Source organism: Streptomyces sp. NPDC017095, from assembly GCF_044332325.1.
In the GTDB taxonomy this organism is placed as follows: domain Bacteria; phylum Actinomycetota; class Actinomycetes; order Streptomycetales; family Streptomycetaceae; genus Streptomyces.
Window position 1 is genome coordinate 103,677 of sequence record NZ_JBIROU010000003.1, and the last position, 22,339, is coordinate 126,015.

General features: G+C 73.6%; 19 protein-coding genes and 2 pseudogenes. 10 read left to right on the forward strand and 11 right to left on the reverse strand.

From position 1 onward, the window contains the following. Nucleotides 1-39: 39 nt before the first annotated feature. The 6 genes from ACH4OA_RS06585 to ssd all read right to left on the reverse strand — a co-directional run bounded on the left by ACH4OA_RS06585 (nucleotide 40) and on the right by ssd (nucleotide 4,762). Nucleotides 40-378, reverse strand: a complete 339-nt coding sequence (locus ACH4OA_RS06585; RefSeq protein ID WP_397947860.1) for a TadE family type IV pilus minor pilin — start codon at nucleotides 376-378, stop codon at nucleotides 40-42. Nucleotides 379-400: 22 nt separating this feature from the next. Next, nucleotides 401-538, reverse strand: a complete 138-nt coding sequence (locus ACH4OA_RS06590; protein ID WP_397947861.1) for a DUF4244 domain-containing protein — start codon at nucleotides 536-538, stop codon at nucleotides 401-403. 212 nt (nucleotides 539-750) lie between these two features. Then, complete coding sequence (locus tag ACH4OA_RS06595; protein WP_397967924.1) at nucleotides 751-1,542, reverse strand: type II secretion system F family protein; 792 nt, start codon at nucleotides 1,540-1,542, stop codon at nucleotides 751-753. Next, entirely contained in the window at nucleotides 1,539-2,399 is an 861-nt protein-coding gene (locus ACH4OA_RS06600; protein WP_397967926.1) for a type II secretion system F family protein, read from the reverse strand. The genes ACH4OA_RS06595 and ACH4OA_RS06600 overlap by 4 nt, the downstream gene beginning before the upstream one ends. A 69-nt stretch (nucleotides 2,400-2,468) precedes the next feature. After that, complete coding sequence (locus ACH4OA_RS06605; RefSeq protein WP_397967928.1) at nucleotides 2,469-3,659, reverse strand: TadA family conjugal transfer-associated ATPase; 1,191 nt, start codon at nucleotides 3,657-3,659, stop codon at nucleotides 2,469-2,471. Next, nucleotides 3,656-4,762: a septum site-determining protein Ssd gene (gene ssd, locus ACH4OA_RS06610; RefSeq protein WP_397967931.1), complete on the reverse strand. Its 1,107-nt coding sequence runs from the start codon at nucleotides 4,760-4,762 to the stop codon at nucleotides 3,656-3,658. The genes ACH4OA_RS06605 and ssd overlap by 4 nt, the downstream gene beginning before the upstream one ends. A gap of 593 nt (nucleotides 4,763-5,355) precedes the next feature. Here ssd and ACH4OA_RS06615 point away from each other — a divergent pair. Next, entirely contained in the window at nucleotides 5,356-6,186 is an 831-nt protein-coding gene (locus ACH4OA_RS06615; protein WP_365875606.1) for an HAD-IB family hydrolase, read from the forward strand. Between the two features lie 367 nt (nucleotides 6,187-6,553). Here the strand turns inward: ACH4OA_RS06615 and ACH4OA_RS06620 are convergent, their stop codons facing one another. Beyond that, entirely contained in the window at nucleotides 6,554-7,390 is an 837-nt protein-coding gene (locus tag ACH4OA_RS06620; RefSeq protein ID WP_397947867.1) for an oxidoreductase, read from the reverse strand. Nucleotides 7,391-7,491: 101 nt separating this feature from the next. Here ACH4OA_RS06620 and ACH4OA_RS06625 point away from each other — a divergent pair, with 101 nt between their 5' ends. Next, nucleotides 7,492-8,472: an ATP-binding protein gene (locus ACH4OA_RS06625; protein ID WP_397943649.1), complete on the forward strand. Its 981-nt coding sequence runs from the start codon at nucleotides 7,492-7,494 to the stop codon at nucleotides 8,470-8,472. A 3-nt stretch (nucleotides 8,473-8,475) separates the two neighbouring features. Here the strand turns inward: ACH4OA_RS06625 and ACH4OA_RS06630 are convergent, their stop codons facing one another. Beyond that, nucleotides 8,476-9,744, reverse strand: a complete 1,269-nt coding sequence (locus tag ACH4OA_RS06630) for a hypothetical protein (RefSeq protein ID WP_397967934.1) — start codon at nucleotides 9,742-9,744, stop codon at nucleotides 8,476-8,478. 262 nt (nucleotides 9,745-10,006) lie between these two features. Between ACH4OA_RS06630 and ACH4OA_RS06635 the strand changes: the two are divergent. The 6 genes and pseudogenes from ACH4OA_RS06635 to ACH4OA_RS06660 all read left to right on the forward strand — a co-directional run. Continuing rightward, nucleotides 10,007-11,683 (forward strand): annotated as a pseudogene (locus tag ACH4OA_RS06635) (SulP family inorganic anion transporter); the annotation flags it as partial. A gap of 450 nt (nucleotides 11,684-12,133) precedes the next feature. Next, complete coding sequence (gene acs / locus ACH4OA_RS06640; protein ID WP_365873761.1) at nucleotides 12,134-14,089, forward strand: acetate--CoA ligase; 1,956 nt, start codon at nucleotides 12,134-12,136, stop codon at nucleotides 14,087-14,089. Nucleotides 14,090-14,288: 199 nt separating this feature from the next. After that, entirely contained in the window at nucleotides 14,289-15,731 is a 1,443-nt protein-coding gene (gene nhaA, locus ACH4OA_RS06645; protein ID WP_397967937.1) for a Na+/H+ antiporter NhaA, read from the forward strand. A gap of 119 nt (nucleotides 15,732-15,850) precedes the next feature. Beyond that, nucleotides 15,851-16,339, forward strand: a complete 489-nt coding sequence (locus ACH4OA_RS06650) for a phage holin family protein (RefSeq protein WP_397943654.1) — start codon at nucleotides 15,851-15,853, stop codon at nucleotides 16,337-16,339. Beyond that, the gene (locus ACH4OA_RS06655; protein ID WP_397947872.1) at nucleotides 16,336-17,271 is read left to right on the forward strand and encodes an alpha/beta fold hydrolase; all 936 of its coding nucleotides are present in this window, start codon (nucleotides 16,336-16,338) and stop codon (nucleotides 17,269-17,271) included. Before ACH4OA_RS06650 ends, ACH4OA_RS06655 begins: the two co-directional genes overlap by 4 nt. A 139-nt stretch (nucleotides 17,272-17,410) precedes the next feature. Then, nucleotides 17,411-17,590, forward strand: a complete 180-nt coding sequence (locus ACH4OA_RS06660) for a hypothetical protein (protein WP_365873769.1) — start codon at nucleotides 17,411-17,413, stop codon at nucleotides 17,588-17,590. 13 nt (nucleotides 17,591-17,603) lie between these two features. Here the strand turns inward: ACH4OA_RS06660 and ACH4OA_RS06665 are convergent, their stop codons facing one another. From ACH4OA_RS06665 to nth, 3 genes are all read right to left on the reverse strand, one after another. Then, entirely contained in the window at nucleotides 17,604-18,803 is a 1,200-nt protein-coding gene (locus ACH4OA_RS06665; RefSeq protein ID WP_397967939.1) for a MarP family serine protease, read from the reverse strand. A 92-nt stretch (nucleotides 18,804-18,895) separates the two neighbouring features. Beyond that, nucleotides 18,896-19,591, reverse strand: a complete 696-nt coding sequence (locus ACH4OA_RS06670; RefSeq protein WP_397967940.1) for an NUDIX hydrolase — start codon at nucleotides 19,589-19,591, stop codon at nucleotides 18,896-18,898. Nucleotides 19,592-19,646: 55 nt separating this feature from the next. Continuing rightward, nucleotides 19,647-20,666 carry an endonuclease III gene (nth, locus tag ACH4OA_RS06675; RefSeq protein ID WP_397967943.1) on the reverse strand — a complete coding sequence of 340 codons (1,020 nt, stop codon included), beginning with the start codon at nucleotides 20,664-20,666 and terminating at the stop codon, nucleotides 19,647-19,649. Between the two features lie 350 nt (nucleotides 20,667-21,016). Between nth and ACH4OA_RS06680 the strand changes: the two genes are divergently transcribed. Both ACH4OA_RS06680 and ACH4OA_RS06685 read left to right on the forward strand, forming a co-directional pair. Continuing rightward, nucleotides 21,017-21,691, forward strand: a complete 675-nt coding sequence (locus ACH4OA_RS06680) for a Crp/Fnr family transcriptional regulator (protein WP_014674022.1) — start codon at nucleotides 21,017-21,019, stop codon at nucleotides 21,689-21,691. Between the two features lie 31 nt (nucleotides 21,692-21,722). Next, a pseudogene (locus ACH4OA_RS06685) lies at nucleotides 21,723-22,310 on the forward strand (nucleotidyltransferase domain-containing protein). Nucleotides 22,311-22,339 lie beyond the last annotated feature (29 nt).

Consider the following 22,339-nt stretch of genomic DNA (forward strand, 5'->3'; position numbering starts at 1 on the left):
CGGCGTGCCACCGCCCGCCGGCCGGTTCGGTCCCGTACGTCACGGTCCCGCCTCCCCCGTCCCCACGGTGTCCTCGGCGAGTGCCACCGCCTCCTCCCGCACCTCGAAGGGCAGCCCCGTCAGCATCGGCGGACGGGCCACCACCGCCACCCGGACCCGGTCGCCCTCGCGGGTGACGGTCACCCGGGCTCCGCGCGGCGCCGCCTGCCGGGTCAGCGTCACCACCGACTCGGCCGGGTCCTGCCGGGCGGCGGCCCGGGCGCCCGCGCGGGCCGCGTCCACGCACTCGATCCGTGCGGCCACCACGAGCAGCCCCCAGACCAGCGCCATCGTGAACGCCACCAGCACGGACAGCACCACGGCCGCCTCCGCGGTCACGAACCCCCGGTCCCCGCCCCGCTCACATCCGCGCACCGAGGGCCTTCTTCACGATCTCCTGGAGCTCCGCCTGCACCTGGCCGCTGGTGACGACGTGGTAGAGCACCACCGCGAATCCGACGGCCGCGATGATCCCCATCGCGTACTCGGACGTCACCATCCCGGCGTCCTCACGGCACGCCCCGCGCGCCCGGGCCACCGCTTCCCTGATCCTTCCGAACATCTCAACCCCCGTAAGGTCGGTTCTCGTCTGTCTCGTCTGTCTCGTCGGTCTCGTCGGTTTTTGTCTGCTCTGGTCCGTACGTGCCTGTGCCGGTCCGTACGCGTTCTGCGCGCCTGCCCGTCCCCGCGTGTCCCTCCGCTCCCGCCGTCTCAGCCCCCTCCCGTCACCCCGCTCGCCAGCCCGATCACCACGGGCAGCACGCCGACCGCGATGAACGCGGGCAGGAAGCACAGCCCGACCGGCGCGGAGATCAGTACGGCCGCCCGGCGGGCCCGGGCCGTGGCCGCGCGGGTCCACTCCGCGCGCGCGTCCGCCGCCAGACGGGTGACCGGGCCGGCCGCGGGCAGCCCGGACTCACCGGCCCGCTCCAGCAGCCGTGCCAGGGCGCCGGCGCCGGGCAGCGCGGCCAGGCCCCGCCAGGCGTCCACTGGTGCGCCGCCGAGCCGGACCTCCGCCGCGCCCCGCGCCAGCGCCTGGCCGACGGGCCCGCCGAGGGCCTCTCCCACCGCGTGGGCGGCGATCACCGGACCGGCGCCGGCGGCGATGCAGGCGGCCAGCAGGTCGGCCGCGAGCGGGAGCTGACGCGCCGCGCCCGCGGTGTCGGCCGCCTCCCGCCGCCCGGCCGCCGTCTCCCGCCGGCCGCGCCACCGCCACAGCACCGCGCCGGCGCCCAGCCCCAGCACGACCCCCAGCGCCCCGCCCGCCAGCACCCACACACCGCACGCCGCGCCGGCCGGCGGCAGACACCGCCGTACGACATCCGGGACCGCGAACCGCGTCTTCCCCGGGGCTTCCCCGTGCGCGTCGCGTCCCAGCAGACCGGCCGCCCGGCGCCGCTCCCGGCGCCGCCGGCGGGCCAGCTCCAGCCGCCGTACACCCCAGCCGAGGACCAGCAGCAGGACCCCGGCCGTCCCCAGCCTGTGGACAATGTCCCCGCTCACACCGCCTCCGCTCCCCGCACGATCCGCGTCGCCCACCACATCCCGGCCGCCTCCAACACCGCGCCGGTCACCAGGCAGCCGAGGCCGGCCCCGCTGTGCAGCAGCACGCGCAGCGGATCGGCGTCCATGGCCGTGCCGAACAGCAGTCCGAGGGCGGGCAGGGCGGCGAGCAGCACCGTGGTGGCCCGGGCGCCCGCCAACTGGGCCCGCAGATCGGCTCGCTGGTCCCGCTCGGCGCGCAGGGCGCCGTCCAGCCGGTCCAGGCCGGCGGCCAGCCCCGCACCCTGGTCCACGGCCACCCGCCAGCACGCGGCGAGTCCGAGCAGCCCCTCGGCGCCCGGCCGCCGTGCCGCCACGGCGAGCGCGCCCGGCACGTCGCCGCCGAACCGCGCCGCCGCCACCACGGCGGCCCGCGCGGCACCGAGCCCGCCGGAGTCCGCCGCGGCCCGCAGCAGCGCCGCTCCCGGCTGCCGTCCCGCCCTGACCTCCCCGGCGAGCGTCCCGCACAGGGCGATCACCGCGTCGGCCCGCCGTTCCCGGACGCGCCGGGCCTGCCGGGCCAGCCGTACCCGGCGCAGCACCGGCACCCCGGCCGCCCCCGCGACGACCGGAAGCACCGAGGCGCCCCACAGGGCGATCACCACCCCGGCCCCGAGCGCCGCCCACTCGGCCCCCACCCGGTCGCGCCGGCGCCGCAGTTGCGCGAGCGCCCGCTCCCACGCGGGCGGCCCGGTGGCCACCACGCCGCCGCCGGCCAGCAGCAGCCGGGCCCGCCGCGCCCCGTGGGGCCGGCCGCCCAGCAGCCACGCCAGCGCGCCGAGGCAGAGCACCGCGGCCCCCATGGACGTCTCACCCATCGCTCCCGTCACCTCTCTCATCGCTCCGCACCTCACCGGCTCGCCCTCTCGCCCGCACACCGCTGGAGTTCATCCGCCCCCGTCCTCCCCGGAAGGTCCCAGCAGGCGCCGCAACCGCTCCCAGCCCCGCTCCCGCGCGAACCCCCGCTCGCCCGAGCGCAGCGCCGGGACCGTCCGCACCAGCCCGCTGGCATCCCGCTCCAGTACGTGCACCTCGTCGATCCGGCGCCGCCCGGACCGGTCCCGTACGAGGTGCACCACCACCGACAGGGCCGCCGCCAGTTGGCTGTGCAGCGCGGCCCGGTCCAGTCCGGCGGCCGTGGCCAGCGCCTCCAGCCGGGCCGGCACATCCGCGGCGGCGTTGGCGTGGACCGTGCAACAGCCGCCTTCGTGGCCGGTGTTGAGAGCCGCGAGCAGATGGACGACCTCCGGTCCGCGCACCTCGCCGACGACCAGCCGGTCCGGCCGCATGCGCAGCGCCTGCCGCACGAGGTCCTCCAGGGTGACCAGGCCGGCGCCCTCCTGGTTGGCCGGCCGGGTCTCCAGCCGGACGACGTGCGGGTGGTCGGGCCGCAGCTCGGCCGCGTCCTCGGCGAGCACGATCCGCTCGCCCGGCCCGGACAGTCCCAGCAGGGCGCTGAGCAGGGTCGTCTTGCCACTGCCGGTCCCACCGCTGATCAGGAAGGACAGACGGGCCGCGAGCAGGGCCCGGAGGAACCGGTCGCCGCCGGGCGGGACCGTGCCGGCCGCGACCAGTTCCTCGACGGTGAAGGCGCGGGGCCGCACCACCCGCAGGGCCAGGCAGGCGCAGCCCACGGCGACCGGAGGCAGCACCGCGTGGAAACGCGTACCGTCCGGCAGCCGGGCGTCCGCCCAGGGCCGGGCGTCGTCCAGCCGGCGTCCGGCCACCGCGGCCAGCCGCTGCGCGAGCCGCCGTACGGCCGCCGCGTCCGGGAAGGTGACCGTGGTCAGCTCCAGGCCGCTGCCGCGGTCCACCCACACCCGGTCCGGGGCGGAAACCAGCACGTCGGTGACGTCCGGGTCGGCGAGCAGCGGCTCCAGCGGGCCGGTGCCGACGAGTTCGGAGCGCAGGTGCTCGGCCGCGCCCAGGACCTCGGCGTCACCGAGCACCCGGCCCTGTTCGCGCAGCGCCTGGGCCACGCGCGCGGGAGTGGGTTCGGCGCCGCTCTCGGCGAGCCGGCGGCGGACGCCGTCGAGCAGGGCCGCGCCGTCGGGCAGACCGAGTCCGGGCAGGGTCACCGGGTGCCTCCCGCCTCGACGAGCGCGCGCTCCCAGAAGCCGGCGCAGAAGCGGGCGAGCGGACCGCGCCCCGTCGCCCCGGGCGCCTTGGCGCCGCCCTGCGGCCGCAGCAGCGCCGGTTCGACGGGCACCCGGCCGGCCAGCGGCAGGCCGAGCAACCGGGCCACCTCGTGGTCGTCCAGGCCGGACGCGTACGGTCCGCGCACCGCCACCCGCAGGTCACGCACGACCATGCCGACGGCGGAGGCGACCCGGCCGGCGGCGGCGACCGCCCGCAGTTCGGCCGGGACGACGAGCAGGGCCAGGTCGAGCTGGGCGAGGGCCTCGGCGACCCCGTCGTCGAGCCGGCGGGGCAGGTCGACCACGACCGTGCCGCCGCGCCGCCGGGCGGCGGCCAGCACCGCGCGCACGGCGGGCGGCGGCACGGCGACGCAGTCCCCGCGGTCCCAGCTCAGGACGCGCAGCGAGTGCAGTTCGGGCAGCGACTCCTCCAGGGCGCCGCCGCCGACCCGGCCGCGGGAGGCGGCGAAGGCGGGCCAGCGCAGCCCTTCGGCGCCCTCGCCGCCGAGGAGCACGTCCAGTCCGCCGCCGAGCGGGTCGGCGTCCACCAGGAGGGTGCGCAGCCCCTCGCGCGCGGAGGTCACGGCGAGCGCGCAGGCGAGCGTGGACGCCCCCGCCCCGCCCCGGCCGCCGATCACGCCCACGGTGAGGGCCGGGCGGCCGAGGCCCTCGGCGACGTCGGCGATGCGGTCGACCAGCCACGGTTCGCCGTCCGGGAGCATCAGGACGTGGTCGGCGCCGAGCTGGACGGCCCGTTTCCACACTCCGGGGTCGTCCTGGTCACGGCCGACCAGCACCACTCCGGGCCGGCGCGCGGCTCCGCTCACCCGGCGGGCGGCGTCGTCGCCGACGAGGACGAGCGGGGCCGCCGTCCAGCCGTCTGTGGCCTGCGGAACACCGTGGTGGACCTCGGGCGTGGCGCCCGCCGCCGCGCACAGGCGCAGCAGATCGTCCAGGAGCAGGGCGTCCTCGGTGACGATGAGCGGCCGTCCGGGACGGTCCGCGGGGCCGGGCGGCGGGTCGTGGGTGACGGTTCCGGTCACGGGTGTTCCCCCTTCGCTGGGCGGGCCGCGCGGCCCCGGCGGCCACGCGATTCCCCAAGATGTGAAGAGCCGGTAAGCGGCCTCCATAAGAGCCGCCGACAGAAACCGGCCAAACGCGCTCCCGGCAATCGGAACCGGCCATGAACTCGCCGCGACGTGAGCGCGCTGTAATCACGGTGCCGCGCTCCGCGAAATAATGGGGATCTTGGTCGATAACTGTGGACAACCCCGGCCCCTGTGAATAACTCCGTCACCCATACCGGTGAGACCGGCGCCGATCCCGCGGCGACTTCTCCGAGCATCCCTATGATTACCGTCAGTTACAGATCATGGGCATGCGAGCGCTGCGGCCCGGACGGCGCGAGGCCGGCCCGGTGGCCGCGTACGGGAGGAAGGAGAGGGAGAAAACCCACCCGGACATGCGACGACCCCCGCCGGGGGGGAGAGCGGGGGTCGTCCCCACGGCCGACTCGGGGGGGGAGGAGTCGGGCCGGGTTAGCACGGTCGCGAACGATCCGTGACTTCCATGGTGTACCCGAGAGCCTTCTCAGGCAAACCCACGCGCCCCACCTTACGCCGAATGGTGGGCGCCTATGCTCAGGGGCGTGGAAAACCACTCCTCGCCCCGCGCGGCGGCCTTCTTTGACCTGGACAAGACGGTCATTGCGAAGTCGAGCACGCTCACCTTCAGCAAGTCCTTCTACCAAGGAGGGCTGATCAACCGCAGGGCCGCCCTTCGTACCGCATATGCCCAGTTCGTCTTCCTGGCCGGCGGTCTGGACCACGACCAGATGGAACGCATGCGGGAGTATCTCTCCGCGCTGTGCCGCGGCTGGAACGTCCAGCAGGTGCGGGAGATCGTCGCCGAGACCCTGCACGACCTGATCGACCCGATCATCTACGACGAGGCCGCCTCCCTCATCGAGGAGCACCACGCGGCCGGCCGGGACGTGGTGATCGTGTCCACCTCGGGCGCGGAGGTGGTCGAACCGATCGGCGAACTGCTCGGGGCGGACCGGGTGGTGGCCACGCGCATGGTCGTGGGCGAGGACGGGTGTTTCACCGGCGAGGTGGAGTACTACGCCTACGGCCCGACCAAGGCGGAGGCCATCAGGGAGCTGGCCGAGTCCGAGGGCTACGACCTGGCCCGCTGCCACGCCTACAGCGACTCTGCGACCGACCTGCCGATGCTGCGGGCCGTGGGGCACCCGCACGCCGTGAACCCGGACCGCGCGCTGCGCCGTGAGGCCGTGGCGAACGGCTGGCCGGTGCTGGAGTTCCGCCGCCCGGTGCCGCTCAAGAAGCGGCTGCCGGCGTTCTCCGTGCCGCCCCGCCCCGCGCTGGTCGCGGCGGCGGCCATAGGCGCGGCGGCGGCGACCGCCGGACTCGTCTGGTACGCCAGCCGACGGCGCGGTACGGCCTGACCGGCCCCGCCGGGTGCTCCGGAGCCGTGCCGAGCAGCGCCCTTTTCGCACCGTTCGAAGGGGAAAGTAAAGAAGTGCGGGCAGGGGTACCGCTTTCTCCCGACTCGGGGTACAAAGAAGTCAGGCCCGCGAGACCAGAGGACATCCGAGAGGATCCCCTGTCACTACGCACCTGGCCCCACGGACCCCCGCATGCACACCGGGCACCCACGCGACGTCGACCCGTCGATTACGGGCCAGCCGCACCAGGGACGGGCAAAGCACCCCGGCCTGATGGGCGAATATCGAGGACGCTTGGTCACCGGGTGAACATGCCAGCGGCGGTACGAGAACTCGTACCGCCGCATTCCTTGTCCGGGATGCCGGTTCAGGCCGCGCCGCGCTGCAGCGCCTCGCACACCGCCGTCGACTCGCGCACGCCCAGCTCGACCGCCCGGCCGCAGTGGGCGATCCAGGCGGCCATGCCCTCGGGCGTGCCGGAGACGTACCCGTCCAGGGCGGCCAGGTAGGAGGCGCGGCCCAGTTCGGCGTAGCCGACCTCGGCCGGGCAGACCGCCTTCGGGTCCAGTCCGCTGCCGATCAGCACGATCCGTTCGGCCGTGCGCGCGACCAGGCCGTTGTGGGAGGCGAAGGGGCGCAGCGCGAGCAGTTCCCCGTGCACCACGGCGGCCGTCACCAGCGCGGGGGCCGAGGTGCCGGCGATGATCAGGTCCGCCAGTCCCTCCAGCCGGCCCGAGACCTCCCCGGCGTCCGGCAGCGGCAGCTCGACCAGCGGCTCGTCCACCGGCTCGCCGGCCAGGCGCGGCCTGCCGACCCGGCCGTCGTCGCTCGCCGCGGCCACCAGGTGCAACCGGGCCAGCACCCGCAGGGGCGACTGGCGCCAGATGGACAGCAGCTGTCCCGCCTCGGCCGTGAGCCGCAGGGCCGCTCCCATGATCCGGGCCTCGGGCTCGGTACCGAAGTCGGTGCGCCGCCGCACCTCCTCCAGGGCCCAGTCCGCGCCGGACAGCGCCGCCGAGCCGCGGGCGCCGCGCAGGGCCGCCTCGGCGGTGATCTCGTTGCTGCGGCGCCGCATGACACGGTGTCCGTAGACCCGGTCCACGGACTTGCGCACGGACTCCACGGACTCGGCCACACCGGGCAGCGAGCCCAGGGCCGCGAGGGGGTCACCCCTGCCATCGGCGGTCGCGCCTGTCGTACTCATGGGTACGACAGTACGCATCCTCCGGGCCCACCCCACGAAGGAGTGGTCTTCTTCACGTTCCGGTGCCACCCACAGCTAACACACCGCTACGCTTGGTGAACATGAAAATTGCTTTCGTCGGGAAGGGCGGCAGCGGCAAGACGACGCTCTCCTCCCTCTTCGTCCGCCATCTCGTGGCCGCCGGGGCCCCGGTGGTCGCCATCGACGCGGACATCAACCAGCACCTCGGCCCGGCCCTGGGCCTCGGCGAGGAGGAGGCGGCGGCGCTGCCCGCCCTGGGCGGACAACTGCCGCTGATCAAGGAGTACCTGCGCGGCACCAACCCGCGCATCGCCTCTGCCGCGGAGATGATCAAGACGACCCCGCCCGGCGAGGGCTCGCGGCTGGTCCGGGTGCGGGAGCCGAACCCGGTCTACGACGCCTGCGCGCGCCCGGTGGAACTCGACGGCGGTGCCGTCCGTCTGATGGTCACGGGCCCCTTCACGGACGCCGACCTGGGGGTCGCCTGCTACCACTCCAAGACCGGAGCGGTGGAGCTGTTCCTGAACCACCTCGTCGACGGCGCCGACGAGTACGTCGTGGTCGACATGACGGCCGGTTCGGACTCCTTCGCCTCCGGCATGTTCACCCGCTTCGACATGACGTTCCTCGTCGCCGAGCCGACCCGGAAGGGAGTGTCCGTCTACCGCCAGTACAAGGAGTACGCCCGCGACTTCGGCGTCGCCCTGAAGGTCGTCGGCAACAAGATCCAGGACCCGGACGACGTCGAGTTCCTGCGCGCGGAGGTCGGGGACGACCTGCTGGTGACGGTCGGGCGGTCGGACTGGGTGCGCGCCATGGAGAAGGGCCGCCCGCCCCGGTTCGATCTCCTGGAGGAGGCCAACGCCGGGGCTCTGGAGACCCTGCGGGCCGCCGTGGACGCCACCTACGAGCGGCGCGACTGGGAGCGCTACACCCGCCAGATGGTGCACTTCCACCTGAAGAACGCCGAGTCCTGGGGGAACGAGCGCACCGGGGCCGACCTGGCGGCGCAGGTCGACCCCGGTTTCGTGCTCGGCGAGAGCGTGGCAGCGCCCGCCTGACGCCTACCGCTTGTCCGCCGGCGCCCCGGGCACTCCCCTGGGCGCCGGGGCCGGGCGGCCGGCCAGGAGGGACGCCCAGCCCTGCCGCGGCGCCTCACCGACCTCCAGGGTGCGCAGCCTCGCCAGGGTCTGCGGGTCCTGGGCGTCCAGCCAGTCGGCCAGTTGGCGGAAGGAGACACAGCGCACGTCGGGCTTGGCGCACACCTCCTTGACCACCTGTTCCACGGCGCGCATGTAGGTGCCGCCGTTCCAGGACTCGAAGTGGTTGCCGATGATCAGGGGTGCGCGGTTGCCGTCGTAGGCGCGGTAGAAGCCCTTGAGGAGGCCGTCGCGCATCTGGTCGCCCCAGTAGTCGAACTTGTCGGGGTCGCCCTGGGTCTCGGTGCCGGACTGGTTGACCATGAAGTTGTAGTCCATGGTCAGCTGCTCGTAGGTGTGGCCCGGGAAGGGCACCAGCTGCATCGACAGATCCCACAGACCGCCCTTCTTCTTGGGCCAGACCTGGTTGTTGACTCCGCTGGAGTCGTAGCGGAAGCCGAGGTCCTGGGCGGCCTTGACGAAGTTCTTCTGCCCTTCCAGGCAGGGCGTGCGGGCGCCGATCAGCTCCTTGTCGTAGTCGAAGGGCAGGGCGGAGGCCTGCCGCATGCCGGTGGTGGTCCGCCAGGACTTCACGAACCGTTTGGCCTGGGCGATCTCGCTCTTCCACTCGTCCACCGACCAGGTGCCGACCCCGCCGTCGGGCCCGCAGAAGTGGCCGTTGAAGTGGGTGCCGATCTCATTGCCCTCCAGCCAGGCCAGCCGTACCTGCTCCAGGGTGTCGGCGATGCCCCGCTCGTCGTTGAAGCCGATGTCGGAGCGGCCCGCCGGATGCTGCGGCGGCTTGTAGAGGTCGCGCTTCTCCTCCGGCAGCAGGTACACACCGCTGAGGAAGTACGTCATGGTCGCGTTGTTGTCCTTGGCGACCTGGCGGAAGTGCGAGAACAGCTTCTGGCTGTCCTCGCCCGCGCCGTCCCAGGAGAACACGACGAACTGCGGCGGCTTCTGTCCGGGGCTCAGCCGCTCGGGTCTGGGCAGATGCGGCTGGGAACCGGTGTACGCGGTGGATCCGTCACCGATCGGCCGGAGCACGCTGCCCGGTGCCGGCGCGCCCCGCTCCGGGCCGGGCGCCCCTTCCTTCGTGCGGACGGGGTCGCTCGCGCAACCGGTGAGCGACGCGGCACAGGCCGCGGCGACCATGGCGCCGACGGCGATCCTCTGCTGGGTGGCGGCCATGTTCCGCCCACCTTCTTCCTTGTCTCAGGCACACGTTGACGAGGGCCGTTTCTGGTGATGTGCCGGGCTTGTCCCGACAGCGCCGTCAAGGTCGCACGGGAGCGAGAAGGAATTAGTACGACAAGCCGATCAAATGATTAGTTCACCCTGACGCGCGATCTTCTGCGCTGTTTGCCACGGAAAACTATGCTTTGTCTTTACGTGGCATTACGCTTCCTTTACCGAGCGTTACTCCATCCCGCCGCCCCGGAGGAGACGGGACATGCCAGCCTGCGCACCGCCCCCCGCCCAGCGCCCCCACCCGCCCCACGACACCCACCCGCCGGACGGCCAGGCGGACGGGGCCGCGCGCCGCCGCCTCCCCGTCGCGGGCGCCGACCTGTCCGCGGCCGTCGCGGTCTTCCTGATCGCCCTGCCGCTCTCCCTCGGCATCGCCCTGGCCACCGGCGCCCCGCTGCAGGCCGGTCTCGTCGCCGCCGCGGTCGGCGGGGTCGTCGCCGGCCGGCTGGGCGGCTGCCCGCTCCAGGTCAGCGGGCCCGCGGCCGGACTCACCCTGGTCACCGCCGACCTGATCCACCGTTACGGCTGGCGGGCGACCTGCGGTATCACCGTGCTGGCCGGCCTCGCCCAACTCGGCCTCGGCTGCCTGCGGGTGGCGCGCGGCGCGCTCGCGGTCAGCCCGGCCGTGGTGCACGGCATGCTCGCCGGCATCGGCGTCACCATCGCCGTAGCCCAGCTGCACATCGTCCTCGGCGGCAGCCCGGACAGCTCCGTCCTCGCCAACCTGCGCCGGCTTCCCGCCCAGGTGGCCGACCCGCACCCGGCCGCCGTGGCGATGAGCGCGCTGACCCTGGTCCTGCTGGTGGCCTGGCCGCGCCTGCCCGGCCGCGTCGGACGGCTGCTGCGCGGGGTGCCGCCCGCCCTGGTGGCCGTCACCGGGGCGGCCGGCACCGCCGCGCTCGCCGGACTGGACCTGCCCCGGGTCGACCTGCCGTCCTGGCACAGCCACGCCCTGGCCGGGCTGCCCGAGGGCCCGGCGCTCGGCATCGCCGCGGCCGTGCTCACCACCACCCTGGTGTGCAGCGTGCAGTCGCTGCTCGGCGCGGTGGCCGTGGACCGGCTGACCGCCGCCCGGCCGGACCCCGGGCCCCGCACCGGCCGCTCCGACCTGGACCGTGAACTGCGCGGCCAGGGCGCCGCCAACATCGTCTCGGGCGCTCTCGGCGGGCTGCCGGTCGCGGGGGTCGCGGTGCGCAGTACCGCCAATGTCACCTCGGGTGCGGTCAGCCGGAACTCCACGATGACGCACGGCGTTCTCATAGCAGGCGCCGCGCTGCTGGCGGTCCCGGCCCTGGAGGAGATCCCGCTCGCCTCCCTCGCCGCCCTGGTGCTGGCCGTCGGCATCCAGATGGTGTCCCCGCACCACATCCGCACGGTGACACGCCACCGCGAAGTGCCGGTCTACGCCGCGACCGCCCTCGGCGTGGTCTTCCTCGGCGTCCTCCAGGGCGTGTTCCTCGGGATCGCCGTGGCGGTCGCCCTCGCCCTGCACCGCCTCACCCGCACCCGCGTCACCCATGAAGAGAGGAAGGGAGTCCACCACGTCCGGGTCCGCGGCCAGTTGACCTTCCTCGCGGTGCCCCGGCTCAGCAGCGCCCTGCACCTCGTACCGCACGGCGCCCACGCCGTCGTGGAGTTGGACGGCTCGTTCATGGACCACGCGGCGTACGAGTCGCTGCGGGACTGGCGCGGCGCCCACACCGCGCGGGGAGGGACGGCCGAGCTGGCGGGCCGGCGGGAGGGGATCCGGACCGCCCGACCGGCCCCCGCCGCCGGGGGCCGGTGCCGCCCCCGGCCCCCGAGGCGCGACCACCGCTCCCCGGCCGCCGAGCCACCCGCCACCCCCGGCGGACCGGCGGCCGGCCGGGAACCGGCCCGCGCCGGCGACCCGCCCCAGCACACGGAACCGACCCGGACCAGCGGCCCGACCCGACACGTGAAACCGACCCCGGACAGCAGTCCGCCTCAACACGCGGAACCGACTCCGGACAGCGACCTGCCCAAGCACACCACCGCGCCGCCCGCGGGCACCCAGCCCACGCGGCCCGCCCCGGTCGCGGAACGTCACGGCCCGACGGCCGCCGAGCCCACACGGCCCGCCCAGCACGCAGGACCACACAGCCGAACAGGCACCCAGCCCGCGCGGCCCGCCTGAGACGCGCGACATCGCGGCCGGTATCGGCGGAGGTGAGGCGGCACACGGACCGGTGCCGGCCGCCCGGCACCGACAGGTCTAAACCAATTTCCCCGTCGACCCTTGTCATCGGCCCCCCGCGTCTGATGAGCTGTGGCCTGGGACACAACGGACACCCTTGGAAAGGGAGATGTCGTGAGCAACGAGAGCCTGGCCAACCTGCTGAAGGAAGAACGCAGGTTCGCGCCCCCCGCCGACCTGGCCGCGCACGCCAACGTCACGGCGGAGGCGTATGAGCAGGCCAAGGCTGACAGGCTCGGCTTCTGGGCCGAGCAGGCCCGCCGGCTGACCTGGGCCAAGGAACCGACCGAGACGCTGGACTGGTCCAACCCGCCGTTCGCCAAGTGGTTCAAGGACGGCGAGCTGAACGTCGCCTACAACTGCGTGGACCGCCATGTGGAGGCCGGTCACGGGGACCGCGTCGCCATCCACTTCGAGGGCGAGCCCGGCGACAGCCGCGCGATCACCTACGCGGAGCTGAAGGACGAGGTCTCCAAGGCCGCCAACGCCCTGCTGGAGCTGGGCGTGCGCAAGGGCGACCGGGTCGCCATCTACATGCCGATGATCCCGGAGACCGCGATCGCGATGCTGGCCTCGGCCCGGATCGGCGCGGCGCACTCGGTCGTCTTCGGCGGTTTCTCGGCGGACGCGCTCGCGACCCGCATCCAGGACGCGGACGCCAAGGTCGTCATCACCGCCGACGGCGGCTACCGGCGCGGCAAGCCGTCCGCGCTGAAGCCGGCCGTGGACGAGGCGGTGGCCAAGGCCGGCAACGTCGAGCACGTCCTGGTGGTGCGCCGTACCGGCCAGGACGTCGGCTGGACCGAGGGCCGGGATGTGTGGTGGCACGACCTGGTGGGCCGGCAGTCCGCCGAGCACACCCCGGAGGCGTTCGACGCGGAGCACCCGCTGTTCATCCTCTACACCTCCGGTACGACGGGGAAGCCGAAGGGCATCCTGCACACCTCCGGCGGCTACCTCACCCAGACGGCCTACACCCACTGGGCGGTCTTCGACCTCAAGCCGGAGACGGACGTGTTCTGGTGCACGGCCGACGTCGGCTGGGTGACCGGCCACTCGTACATCGTGTACGGCCCGCTGGCCAACGGCGCCACGCAGGTGATGTACGAGGGCACGCCGGACACCCCGCACCAGGGCCGGTTCTGGGAGATCGTGCAGAAGTACCAGGTCACGATCCTCTACACCGCCCCGACCGCGATCCGGACGTTCATGAAGTGGGGCGACGACATCCCCGCCAAGTTCGACCTGTCCTCCCTGCGGGTGCTCGGCTCGGTGGGCGAGCCGATCAACCCCGAGGCGTGGGTCTGGTACCGCAAGCACATCGGTGCCGACCGGACGCCCGTCGTGGACACCTGGTGGCAGACCGAGACCGGCGCCATGATGATCTCGCCGCTGCCCGGTGTCACCGAGGCCAAGCCCGGTTCCGCCCAGCGCCCGCTGCCCGGCATCAGCGCGACCGTCGTGGACGACGAGGCGAACGAGGTGCCCGACGGCGGCGGCGGCTATCTGGTGCTGACCGAGCCGTGGCCGTCGATGCTGCGCACCATCTGGGGCGACGACCAGCGGTTCATCGACACCTACTGGTCGCGCTTCGAGGGCCGGTACTTCGCCGGCGACGGGGCCAAGAAGGACGACGACGGGGACATCTGGCTGCTGGGCCGGGTGGACGACGTGATGCTCGTCTCCGGGCACAACATCTCCACCACCGAGGTGGAGTCGGCGCTCGTCTCGCACCCGTCGGTCGCCGAGGCCGCCGTCGTGGGCGCCACCGACGAGACCACCGGCCAGGCCATCGTCGCCTTCGTCATCCTGAGGGGCACGGTCACGGAGGACGACGCGCTCGTCGGCGAGCTGCGCAACCACGTCGGCGCCACCCTCGGCCCGATCGCCAAGCCGCAGCGGATCCTGCCGGTGGCGGAGCTGCCGAAGACCCGCTCCGGCAAGATCATGCGCCGTCTGCTGCGGGACGTCGCCGAGAACCGCACCCTCGGCGACGTGACCACCCTGACCGACAGCGCGGTCATGGACCTCATCCAGGCCAAGCTGCCGGCGGCGCCCGGCGAGGACTGAGCGACAGGAGTGAACGGCGGCCCGCGGGGCACCCGGCGAGCGACGTGCCGGGTGCCCCGCGGGCGTCTTCGGTGAAGGCACCGCACCCGGCCCGCGCCACTTTAGGTAAACTAAGCAAAGTGTCGCAGGACGTGACACGTCAGGTGCGCCGGGAAGTCTGGTCGGCATGTGAGTTCCGCCTGCCTTTCGGAGGTCTCCCGTGACCACGCCCGACACCCGCACCACCGCCCGCAAGGTCCTCGGCCGGCTCTCCCTGCCCGAGCGGACCTACGTCGCGGACGCGCTGCGCACGGAGACCGTCGGCGGTGTCCTGCTACTCCTCGCCGCCGTGGCCGCACTGACCTGGGCGAACATCCCCGGCCTGCGTCACGCCTACGAGACGGTCGGCCATTTCGAGCTCGGCCCCGGCGCCCTCGGCCTGCACCTCTCGGTCGCCCACTGGGCCGCCGACGGACTGCTCGCCGTGTTCTTCTTCGTCGCCGGCATCGAGCTGAAGCGCGAGCTGGTCGCCGGGGACCTGCGCGACCCGAAGGCCGCCGTGCTGCCCGTGGCGGCGGCGCTGTGCGGCATGGCCGTACCCGCGCTCGTCTACACGCTCACCAATCTCGCCGGGCACGGCTCCCTGGGGGGCTGGGCGGTGCCCACCGCCACCGACATCGCCTTCGCGCTCGCCGTGCTCGCGGTCATCGGCACCTCCCTGCCCAGCGCCCTGCGCGCCTTCCTGCTCACCCTCGCCGTCGTCGACGACCTCCTCGCGATCCTGATCATCGCGGTCTTCTTCACCGACCGGCTGAACTTCGCCGCGCTCGGCGGCGCCGTCGCCGGCCTCGCCGTCTTCTGGCTGCTGCTGCGCAAGGGCGTGCGCGGCTGGTACGTGTACGTGCCGCTCGGCGTCGTCGTCTGGGCGCTGATGTACAACAGCGGCGTGCACGCCACCATCGCCGGTGTGGCGATGGGCCTGATGCTGCGCTGCACCACCCGGGAGGGCGAGCGGCACTCGCCGGGCGAGCGCATCGAGCATCTGGTGCGGCCCCTGTCGGCCGGACTCGCCGTGCCGCTGTTCGCGCTGTTCAGCGCCGGTGTGTCGCTGTCCGGCGGGGCGCTGGGGGACGTGTTCACCCACCCCGAGACACTCGGTGTCGTCCTCGGCTTGGTCGTCGGCAAGGCGATCGGCATCTTCGGCGGCACCTGGATGACCGTCCGCTTCACCCGCGCGCGGCTCAGCGAGGAACTGGCCTGGGCCGACGTCTTCGCCATGGCCACGCTCGCCGGGATCGGCTTCACGGTCTCGCTGCTCATCGGTGAGCTGGCCTTCGCCGGCGACAGCGTGCTCACCGACGAGGTGAAGGCCTCCGTCCTGGCCGGCTCGCTGATCGCGGCGGTGTGCGCGACCGTGCTGCTGAAGCTGCGCAACGACCGGTACCGCAGGCTGTGCGAGGAGGAGGAGCGCGACGAGGACCTCGACGGCATTCCGGACGTCTACGAGCAGGACGACCCGGCCTACCACCTGCGGATGGCCGATATCCACGAGCGCAAGGCCGCCGAACACCGGCGGCTGGCCGCCGAGCGGGCGGCCGCGGCACGCCACGGGCTTGCGGAAGTGCCGGGCGGGGCAGGCGAGGAGGGCGGCCGTCCGGCATGATCTGACGAGACGGTACAAAACAAGACGGCCGCACACGCGGCGGCTGCCCGGACGGCCGTACGAGCACCACGGCCGGCGGCGCAGCACCTGCGCGGCACGAGACTCTGAGGGAGAACGCGATGAGCGCACCCGACGGCAGCCCGGTCGGCGCCGAACGCAGCATCGGCCAGCTGTTCGCCTCGGCGACGACCGAATTGTCGGCGCTGGTGCACGACGAGATCGCGCTGGCCAAGGCCCAGCTCAAGCAGGACGTGAAGCGCGGCGCGGTCAGCGGCGGCGCCTTCTCGATGGCCGGCGCCGTACTGGTGTTCTCCCTGCCGATGCTCAACTTCGCCCTGGCCTACGGCATCCGCACCTGGAGCCACTGGAACCTGGCGATCTGCTTCGTGCTGTCCTTCGCGGCCAACGTGCTGGTCGCCGGCCTCCTCGGGCTCATCGGCCTGGTGTTCGCGAAGAAGGCCAAGCAGGGCCGGGGCCCGCAGAAGACGGCCGCCTCGATGAAGCGGACGGCGGGCGTCCTGCAGAACGCCAAGCCGCACCCGCGCCCGGAACTGCCCGGGGAACCGGCTCCCGCCGCCCTCGAGGCTGTGGCACGCTCGTCGTCATGACCGACCCAGCCGCCTCCTCCTCCGTCCGGCTCGGCCTCCCGGACGGAAGCCAGGTCACCCACCGGGACGTCGCCGCCAACGGCGCCCGCTTCCACATCGCGGAGCTGGGCGACGGGCCCCTGGTGCTGCTCCTGCACGGCTTCCCGCAGTTCTGGTGGACCTGGCGGCACCAGCTGACCGCGCTCGCCGGCGCGGGCTACCGGGCGGTGGCGATGGACCTGCGGGGCGTCGGCGGCAGCGACCGCACGCCCCGCGGCTACGACCCGGCGAACCTGGCGCTGGACGTCACCGGGGTGATCCGCTCGCTCGGCGAGCCGGACGCCGCGCTGGTCGGCCACGACCTCGGCGGCTATCTGGCGTGGACGGCGGCGGCCATGCGACCCAAGCTGGTGCGGCGCCTCGCCGTGGCGTCCATGCCGCATCCGCGGCGCTGGCGCGCGGCGATGCTGCGGGACGCCCGGCAGACGGCCGCCAACTCCCACATCTGGGGCTTCCAGCGGCCCTGGGTGCCCGAGCGCCAACTGACCGCGGACGGGGGCGCGCTGGTGGGGAAGCTGATCCGGGACTGGTCCGGTCCGCGGCCGCCGGAGGACGCGGCCGTGGAGACGTACCAGCGGGCCATGTGCATCCCCTCCACGGCGCACTGCTCCGTCGAGCCGTACCGCTGGCTGGTGCGCTCCCTGGCCCGTCCGGACGGCGTGCAGTTCTACCGCCGGATGAAGCGGCCCGTACGGGTGCCGACGCTGCATCTGCACGGCTCGCTGGACCCGGTGACCCGCGCCCGCAGCGCGGCCGGTTCGGGCGAGTACGTGGAAGCGCCGTACCGCTGGCGGCTGTTCGACGGTCTCGGGCACTTCCCGCACGAGGAGGACCCGGTGGCCTTCTCCACGGAGCTGATCAACTGGCTGAAGGACCCCGAGCCGGACAGGTGACCGTTTGGTGACGGTTCGGGTGCGTGGGGTATCCGGTTCCTGAACACTTGTCCCCCGAATGGCCACATGCCTTCCGCATAGGCCAATTGGGGGGCGCCCAGGCGGTTATGGACCTTCGGGCGGGGGCACACGTCCGGGTATGGGCTGGACGCACGACTACAGTGACGCACCCCGCAACCGCCGCTCGGCCACGGGCCTGAGCACGCCTCAGCGAGGCACCCCGCAACTCGCGGAAGGCGACCCTCGGGTGGGGATCCCGCACATCCTGCGCCGCCGGGCCCGCTGGGTCTCGGTGCGCCTGCGCCACCCGCGGCCCTGACCGCCCCGTCGTCCTACAGGGCGCAGCTGTCCGTGCCCACCTGCTCGTTCGCCGTGCGTCCCCGCTCGATGTCGGCCTCGATCTCGTCCGCCGTCAGGGCGTAGCCGGTGTCCGCGTCGTCGAGGGACTTGGCGAACACCACGCCGTACACCTTGCCGTCCGGGGTGAGCAGCGGGCCGCCGGAGTTGCCCTGGCGGACGGTGGCGTACAGGGAGTAGACGTCGCGGCGGACCGTGCCGCGGTGGTAGATGTCCGGTCCGTTGGCCGTGATGCGCCCGCGCACGCGCGCGGCACGCACGTCGTACGCGCCGTTCTCCGGGAAGCCCGCGACGATCGCGCCGTCCCCGCCGGCCGCGTCCGGCCCGGCGAACCGCAGCGCGGACGTCCGCAGGTCCGGTACGTCGAGTACGGCGATGTCACGCTTCCAGTCGTACAGCACCACCCGGGCGTCGTACTTGCGGCCCTCACCGCCTATCTGCACGCGCGGCGCGTCCACCCCGCCGACCACGTGCGCGTTGGTCATCACCCGGCGGTCGGCGAAGACGAAGCCGGTGCCCTCCAGGACCTTGCCGCAGCTCTGGGCGGTGCCGGTGACCTTGACGATGGAGCGCTGGGCGCGGAAGGCGGCCGGGCTGCGGGCGAGGGCCGGGTCGGGCGGCTCCACGTCCTTGATCGGCTCGTCCGAGAACGGGCTGAAGACCTGCGGGAAGCCGTTCTGCGCGAGCACGGCGGAGAAGTCCGCGAACCAGGTGTCGGCCTGCGCGGGCAGCGCCCGGGAGACGCCGAGCAGCACCTTGGAGCCGCGGACCTCCTTGCCGAGCGTGGGCAGGGTCGTGCCGGCCAGGGCGGAGCCGATCAGCCAGGCCACCAGGAGCATGGCGACGACGTTGACCAGCGCGCCGCCGGTGGCGTCCAGGGCGCGGGCCGGGGACCGGGTGATGTGCCGGCGCAGCTTGTTGCCGAGGTGGGTGGTCAGGGCCTGACCCACCGAGGCGCAGACGATGACGACCACCACGGCGACGACGGCGGCGGTGGTGCCGACCCGCGCGTTGCCGGTCATCGCGTCCCAGATGACGGGCAGCGCGTACACGGCGACCAGGCCGCCGCCCAGGAAGCCGGTCACCGACAGGATCCCGACGACGAAGCCCTGGCGGTAGCCCACCACCGCGAACCACACGGCCGCGACGAGCAACAGGATGTCCAGCACGTTCACTGCTTCAGGCCTCGCCTACTCACTCCGCTCCCAGCAGCTCGGCCGGGGTCCGGGGGACGACCCCCGGGGAACACAGCTCGGGGATCACCCTGTCATGCGCGCCAGTCGAGCGGGACCTGCTTCTCACGGTCCCAGGGGCGTTCCCAGCCCGCGTAGTGCAGCAGACGGTCGATCACCCCGGCCGTGAAACCCCACACCAGGGCCGATTCGACCAGGAATGCCGGACCGCGGTGGCCCCGGGGGTGGACGGCGGTGGCGCGGTGGGCGGGGTCGGTGAGATCCGCCACGGGCACCGTGAAGACCCGCGCGGTCTCGTTCGGGTCGACCACGCCGACCGGGCTGGGCTCGCGCCACCAGCCCAGCACGGGCGTGACGACGAAGCCGCTGACCGGGATGTACAGCCGGGGCAGCACACCGAAGAGCTGCACCCCGGACGGGTCGAGCCCGGTCTCCTCCTCCGCCTCGCGCAGCGCGGCCCGCAGCGGGCCCTCGCCCTGCGGGTCGCCGTCCTGCGGATCGAGCGCGCCGCCCGGGAAGGACGGCTGGCCCGCGTGCGAGCGCAGGGAGCCCGCGCGCTCCATGAGCAGCAGCTCCGGACCGCGCTCCCCCTCGCCGAACAGGATGAGCACGGCCGACTGCCGCCCCGAGCCGTTCTCCGGCGGCAGGAAGCGGCTCAGCTGGAGCGGCTGCACCGTCTCGGCGGCGCGCACGACGGGCGCCAGCCAGTCCGGCAGCCCCTCCTTGCTGAGCGCCACCGGACCGCCCTGCGTGTCGCTCGTCCTCGTCATCGCCACCCCCGTCGCTTCGCTGACTCCAACGCCCGGGGGTCCCGAAATCGTTCCGTCACGCGGCCCCCAGCGGCGGCGCCGGTGTGCCGCCCGCGTCGAGGTAGGCCTGCGGCGGCCGCAGCCGCTGTCCCGGGAAACCGCCCTTCTCGTATTTCAGCAGCTTCCTGGCCTTCTCCGGGTCGGTCTCGCCCTCCCCGTAGGCCGGGCAGAGCGGGGCGATGGGACACGCGCCGCAGGCGGGCTTGCGGGCGTGGCAGATGCGGCGGCCGTGCCAGATGACGTGGTGGGACAGGTCGGTCCAGTCGCTCTTCGGGAAGAGCGCGCCGACGGCGGCCTCGATCTTGTCGGGGTCGGTCTCGTCGGTCCACCGCCAGCGCCGGACCAGCCGCTGGAAGTGGGTGTCCACGGTGATTCCAGGCCGGCCGAAGGCGTTCCCAAGGACGACGAAGGCGGTCTTGCGCCCCACGCCGGGCAGCGTCACCAGGTCCTCCAGCCTGCCGGGCACCTCGCCGCCGAAGTTCTCGACGAGCGCCTTGGACAGCCCTATGACCGACCTGGTCTTGGCCCGGAAGAAGCCGCAGGGGCGCAGGATCTCCTCGATCTCCTCCGGGTTGGCGGCGGCGAGGTCCTCGGGAGCGGGGTACCTGGCGAAGAGGGCCGGGGTGGTCTGGTTGACGCGCAGGTCGGTGGTCTGGGCCGACAGCACGGTGGCTACCAGGAGCTGGAAGGGGCTGTCGAAGTCCAGCTCCGGGTGGGCGTACGGGTATACCTCGGCCAGTTCGCGGTTGATGCGGCGGGCACGGCGGACGAGGGCGGTGGGGGACTCGCCGCCCGGCGGCGAGACGGCGATCTTCCGGACGGGCGCGGCCTTCTCGACGGCCGGCCCGGCGGACGCGACGGCCGCGGCGGACCCGCCCTTACCGGCGGCGGACCCGCCCTTCCCGGCCGGGGCGGCGCGCTTGGCGGCAGCCGCCTTCTTCGCGGGGGCGGCGCGCTCGGCCTTCTTCGCAGGGGCGGCGCGCTCGGCCGGAGCCACGGCCGGGGCCGCCTTCTTCGCGGCCGCCACCTTTTTCACGGCCTTCTTCGCGGCAGCAGCCTTTTTGGACGATTTGCCCGTTTTATTACTTCCTTCGGGCTCGCGTTCGCCCACAGCGGAATCGCGCCGTACAACCACCCGCCCAACCCCCTTGCCCTCTGCTCTCACCGGCGATTTGGACACCCGGCCAGCCTAAAGCCCGGCACCGACATCCGCCCCGGACCCGGCGGACCGGTCCCCGAACGGACCCCTGACGCTTACCCCGGGACACCCGTACGGCATCCTTGTGACAGATCACACTGTTTGGACCGTCCGGCAAAATGGGGAACACGGACCCCTGGCACACGGGGGAACACCATCCCCTGAGCAGGTCGACAAGGAGAGAACTCGTGGACGACGTCCTGCGGCGCAACCCGCTCTTCGCGGCTCTCGACGACGAGCAGGCCGCGGAGCTTCGCGCCTCCATGAGTGAGGTGACCCTCGCACGCGGCGACTCCCTGTTCCACGAGGGCGACCCCGGCGACCGGCTCTACGTCGTCACCGAGGGCAAGGTCAAGCTGCACCGCACCTCCCCCGACGGCCGGGAGAACATGCTCGCCGTCGTCGGCCCCGGCGAGCTGATCGGCGAGCTGTCGCTGTTCGACCCGGGTCCCCGCACGGCCACCGCGACCGCGCTGACCGAGGTCAAGCTGCTCGGTCTCGGCCACGGCGACCTCCAGCCCTGGCTGAACGCCCGCCCGGAGGTGGCGGGCGCCCTGCTGCGCGCCGTCGCGCGCCGGCTGCGCAAGACCAACGACGCCATGTCCGACCTGGTCTTCTCCGATGTCCCCGGCCGCGTGGCCCGGGCCCTGCTGGACCTCTCCCGCCGCTTCGGCGTGCAGTCCGAGGAGGGCATCCACGTCGTCCACGACCTCACCCAGGAGGAGCTGGCCCAGCTCGTCGGCGCCTCCCGCGAGACCGTGAACAAGGCCCTCGCGGACTTCGCCCAGCGCGGGTGGCTGCGCCTGGAGGCGCGGGCCGTGATCCTGCTGGACGTGGAGAGGCTGGCCAAGCGGTCGCGCTGACGCGCCGGCCCGCGCGGGGCACGGTGGTCCCATGACCGCACCGCTCCCCCGCCCCGGACTCGACGCCGAGGGCTTCCTCGTGCGCGAGGGCTCCCTCGCGCGTGCCGGACGCCTTCCGCCCGGTCGTCTCCGCCGTCCGCTCCCGGCTCCCGGACGTCTTCGGGACGCGGCTGCACAGCGCGTACCTCTACGGCTCGGTCCCCCGCGGCACCGCACGCCCCGGCCACAGCGACCTGGACCTGCTGGTCGCCCTGCACGCCGAGCCGGCCGACGCCGACCGGGAGGCCGTACGAGCCTTCGGCGCGCCCTGGACCGGGAGTTCGGACAGATCGACGGCGTGGGCACGCTGCTCTACGCCGGTTTCACCCTGGTCATGCCCCGCTGGCGGGGCTGGACCAGCGACCTGCGGGAGATGGCCGGGGCGTTCGCCGCGTCCTACCCGGAGCGGGCCGCACAGCTGCGCACGGCGGCGCGGTACGGCCACGAGCCCGTCGGCGATCCGGACGTCCTGCGGTCGTACGTGGACGACCTCGGGCCCTGGCTCGCGGACGAGTACGCGCGCGTGCACGGCGTCAAAGCGCCCCGTCCGGCCGGCCAGGGGGCCGCTTCCGCCCTCTGAATCCGGCCCGGCCCGGTTCCTGCCCCGTG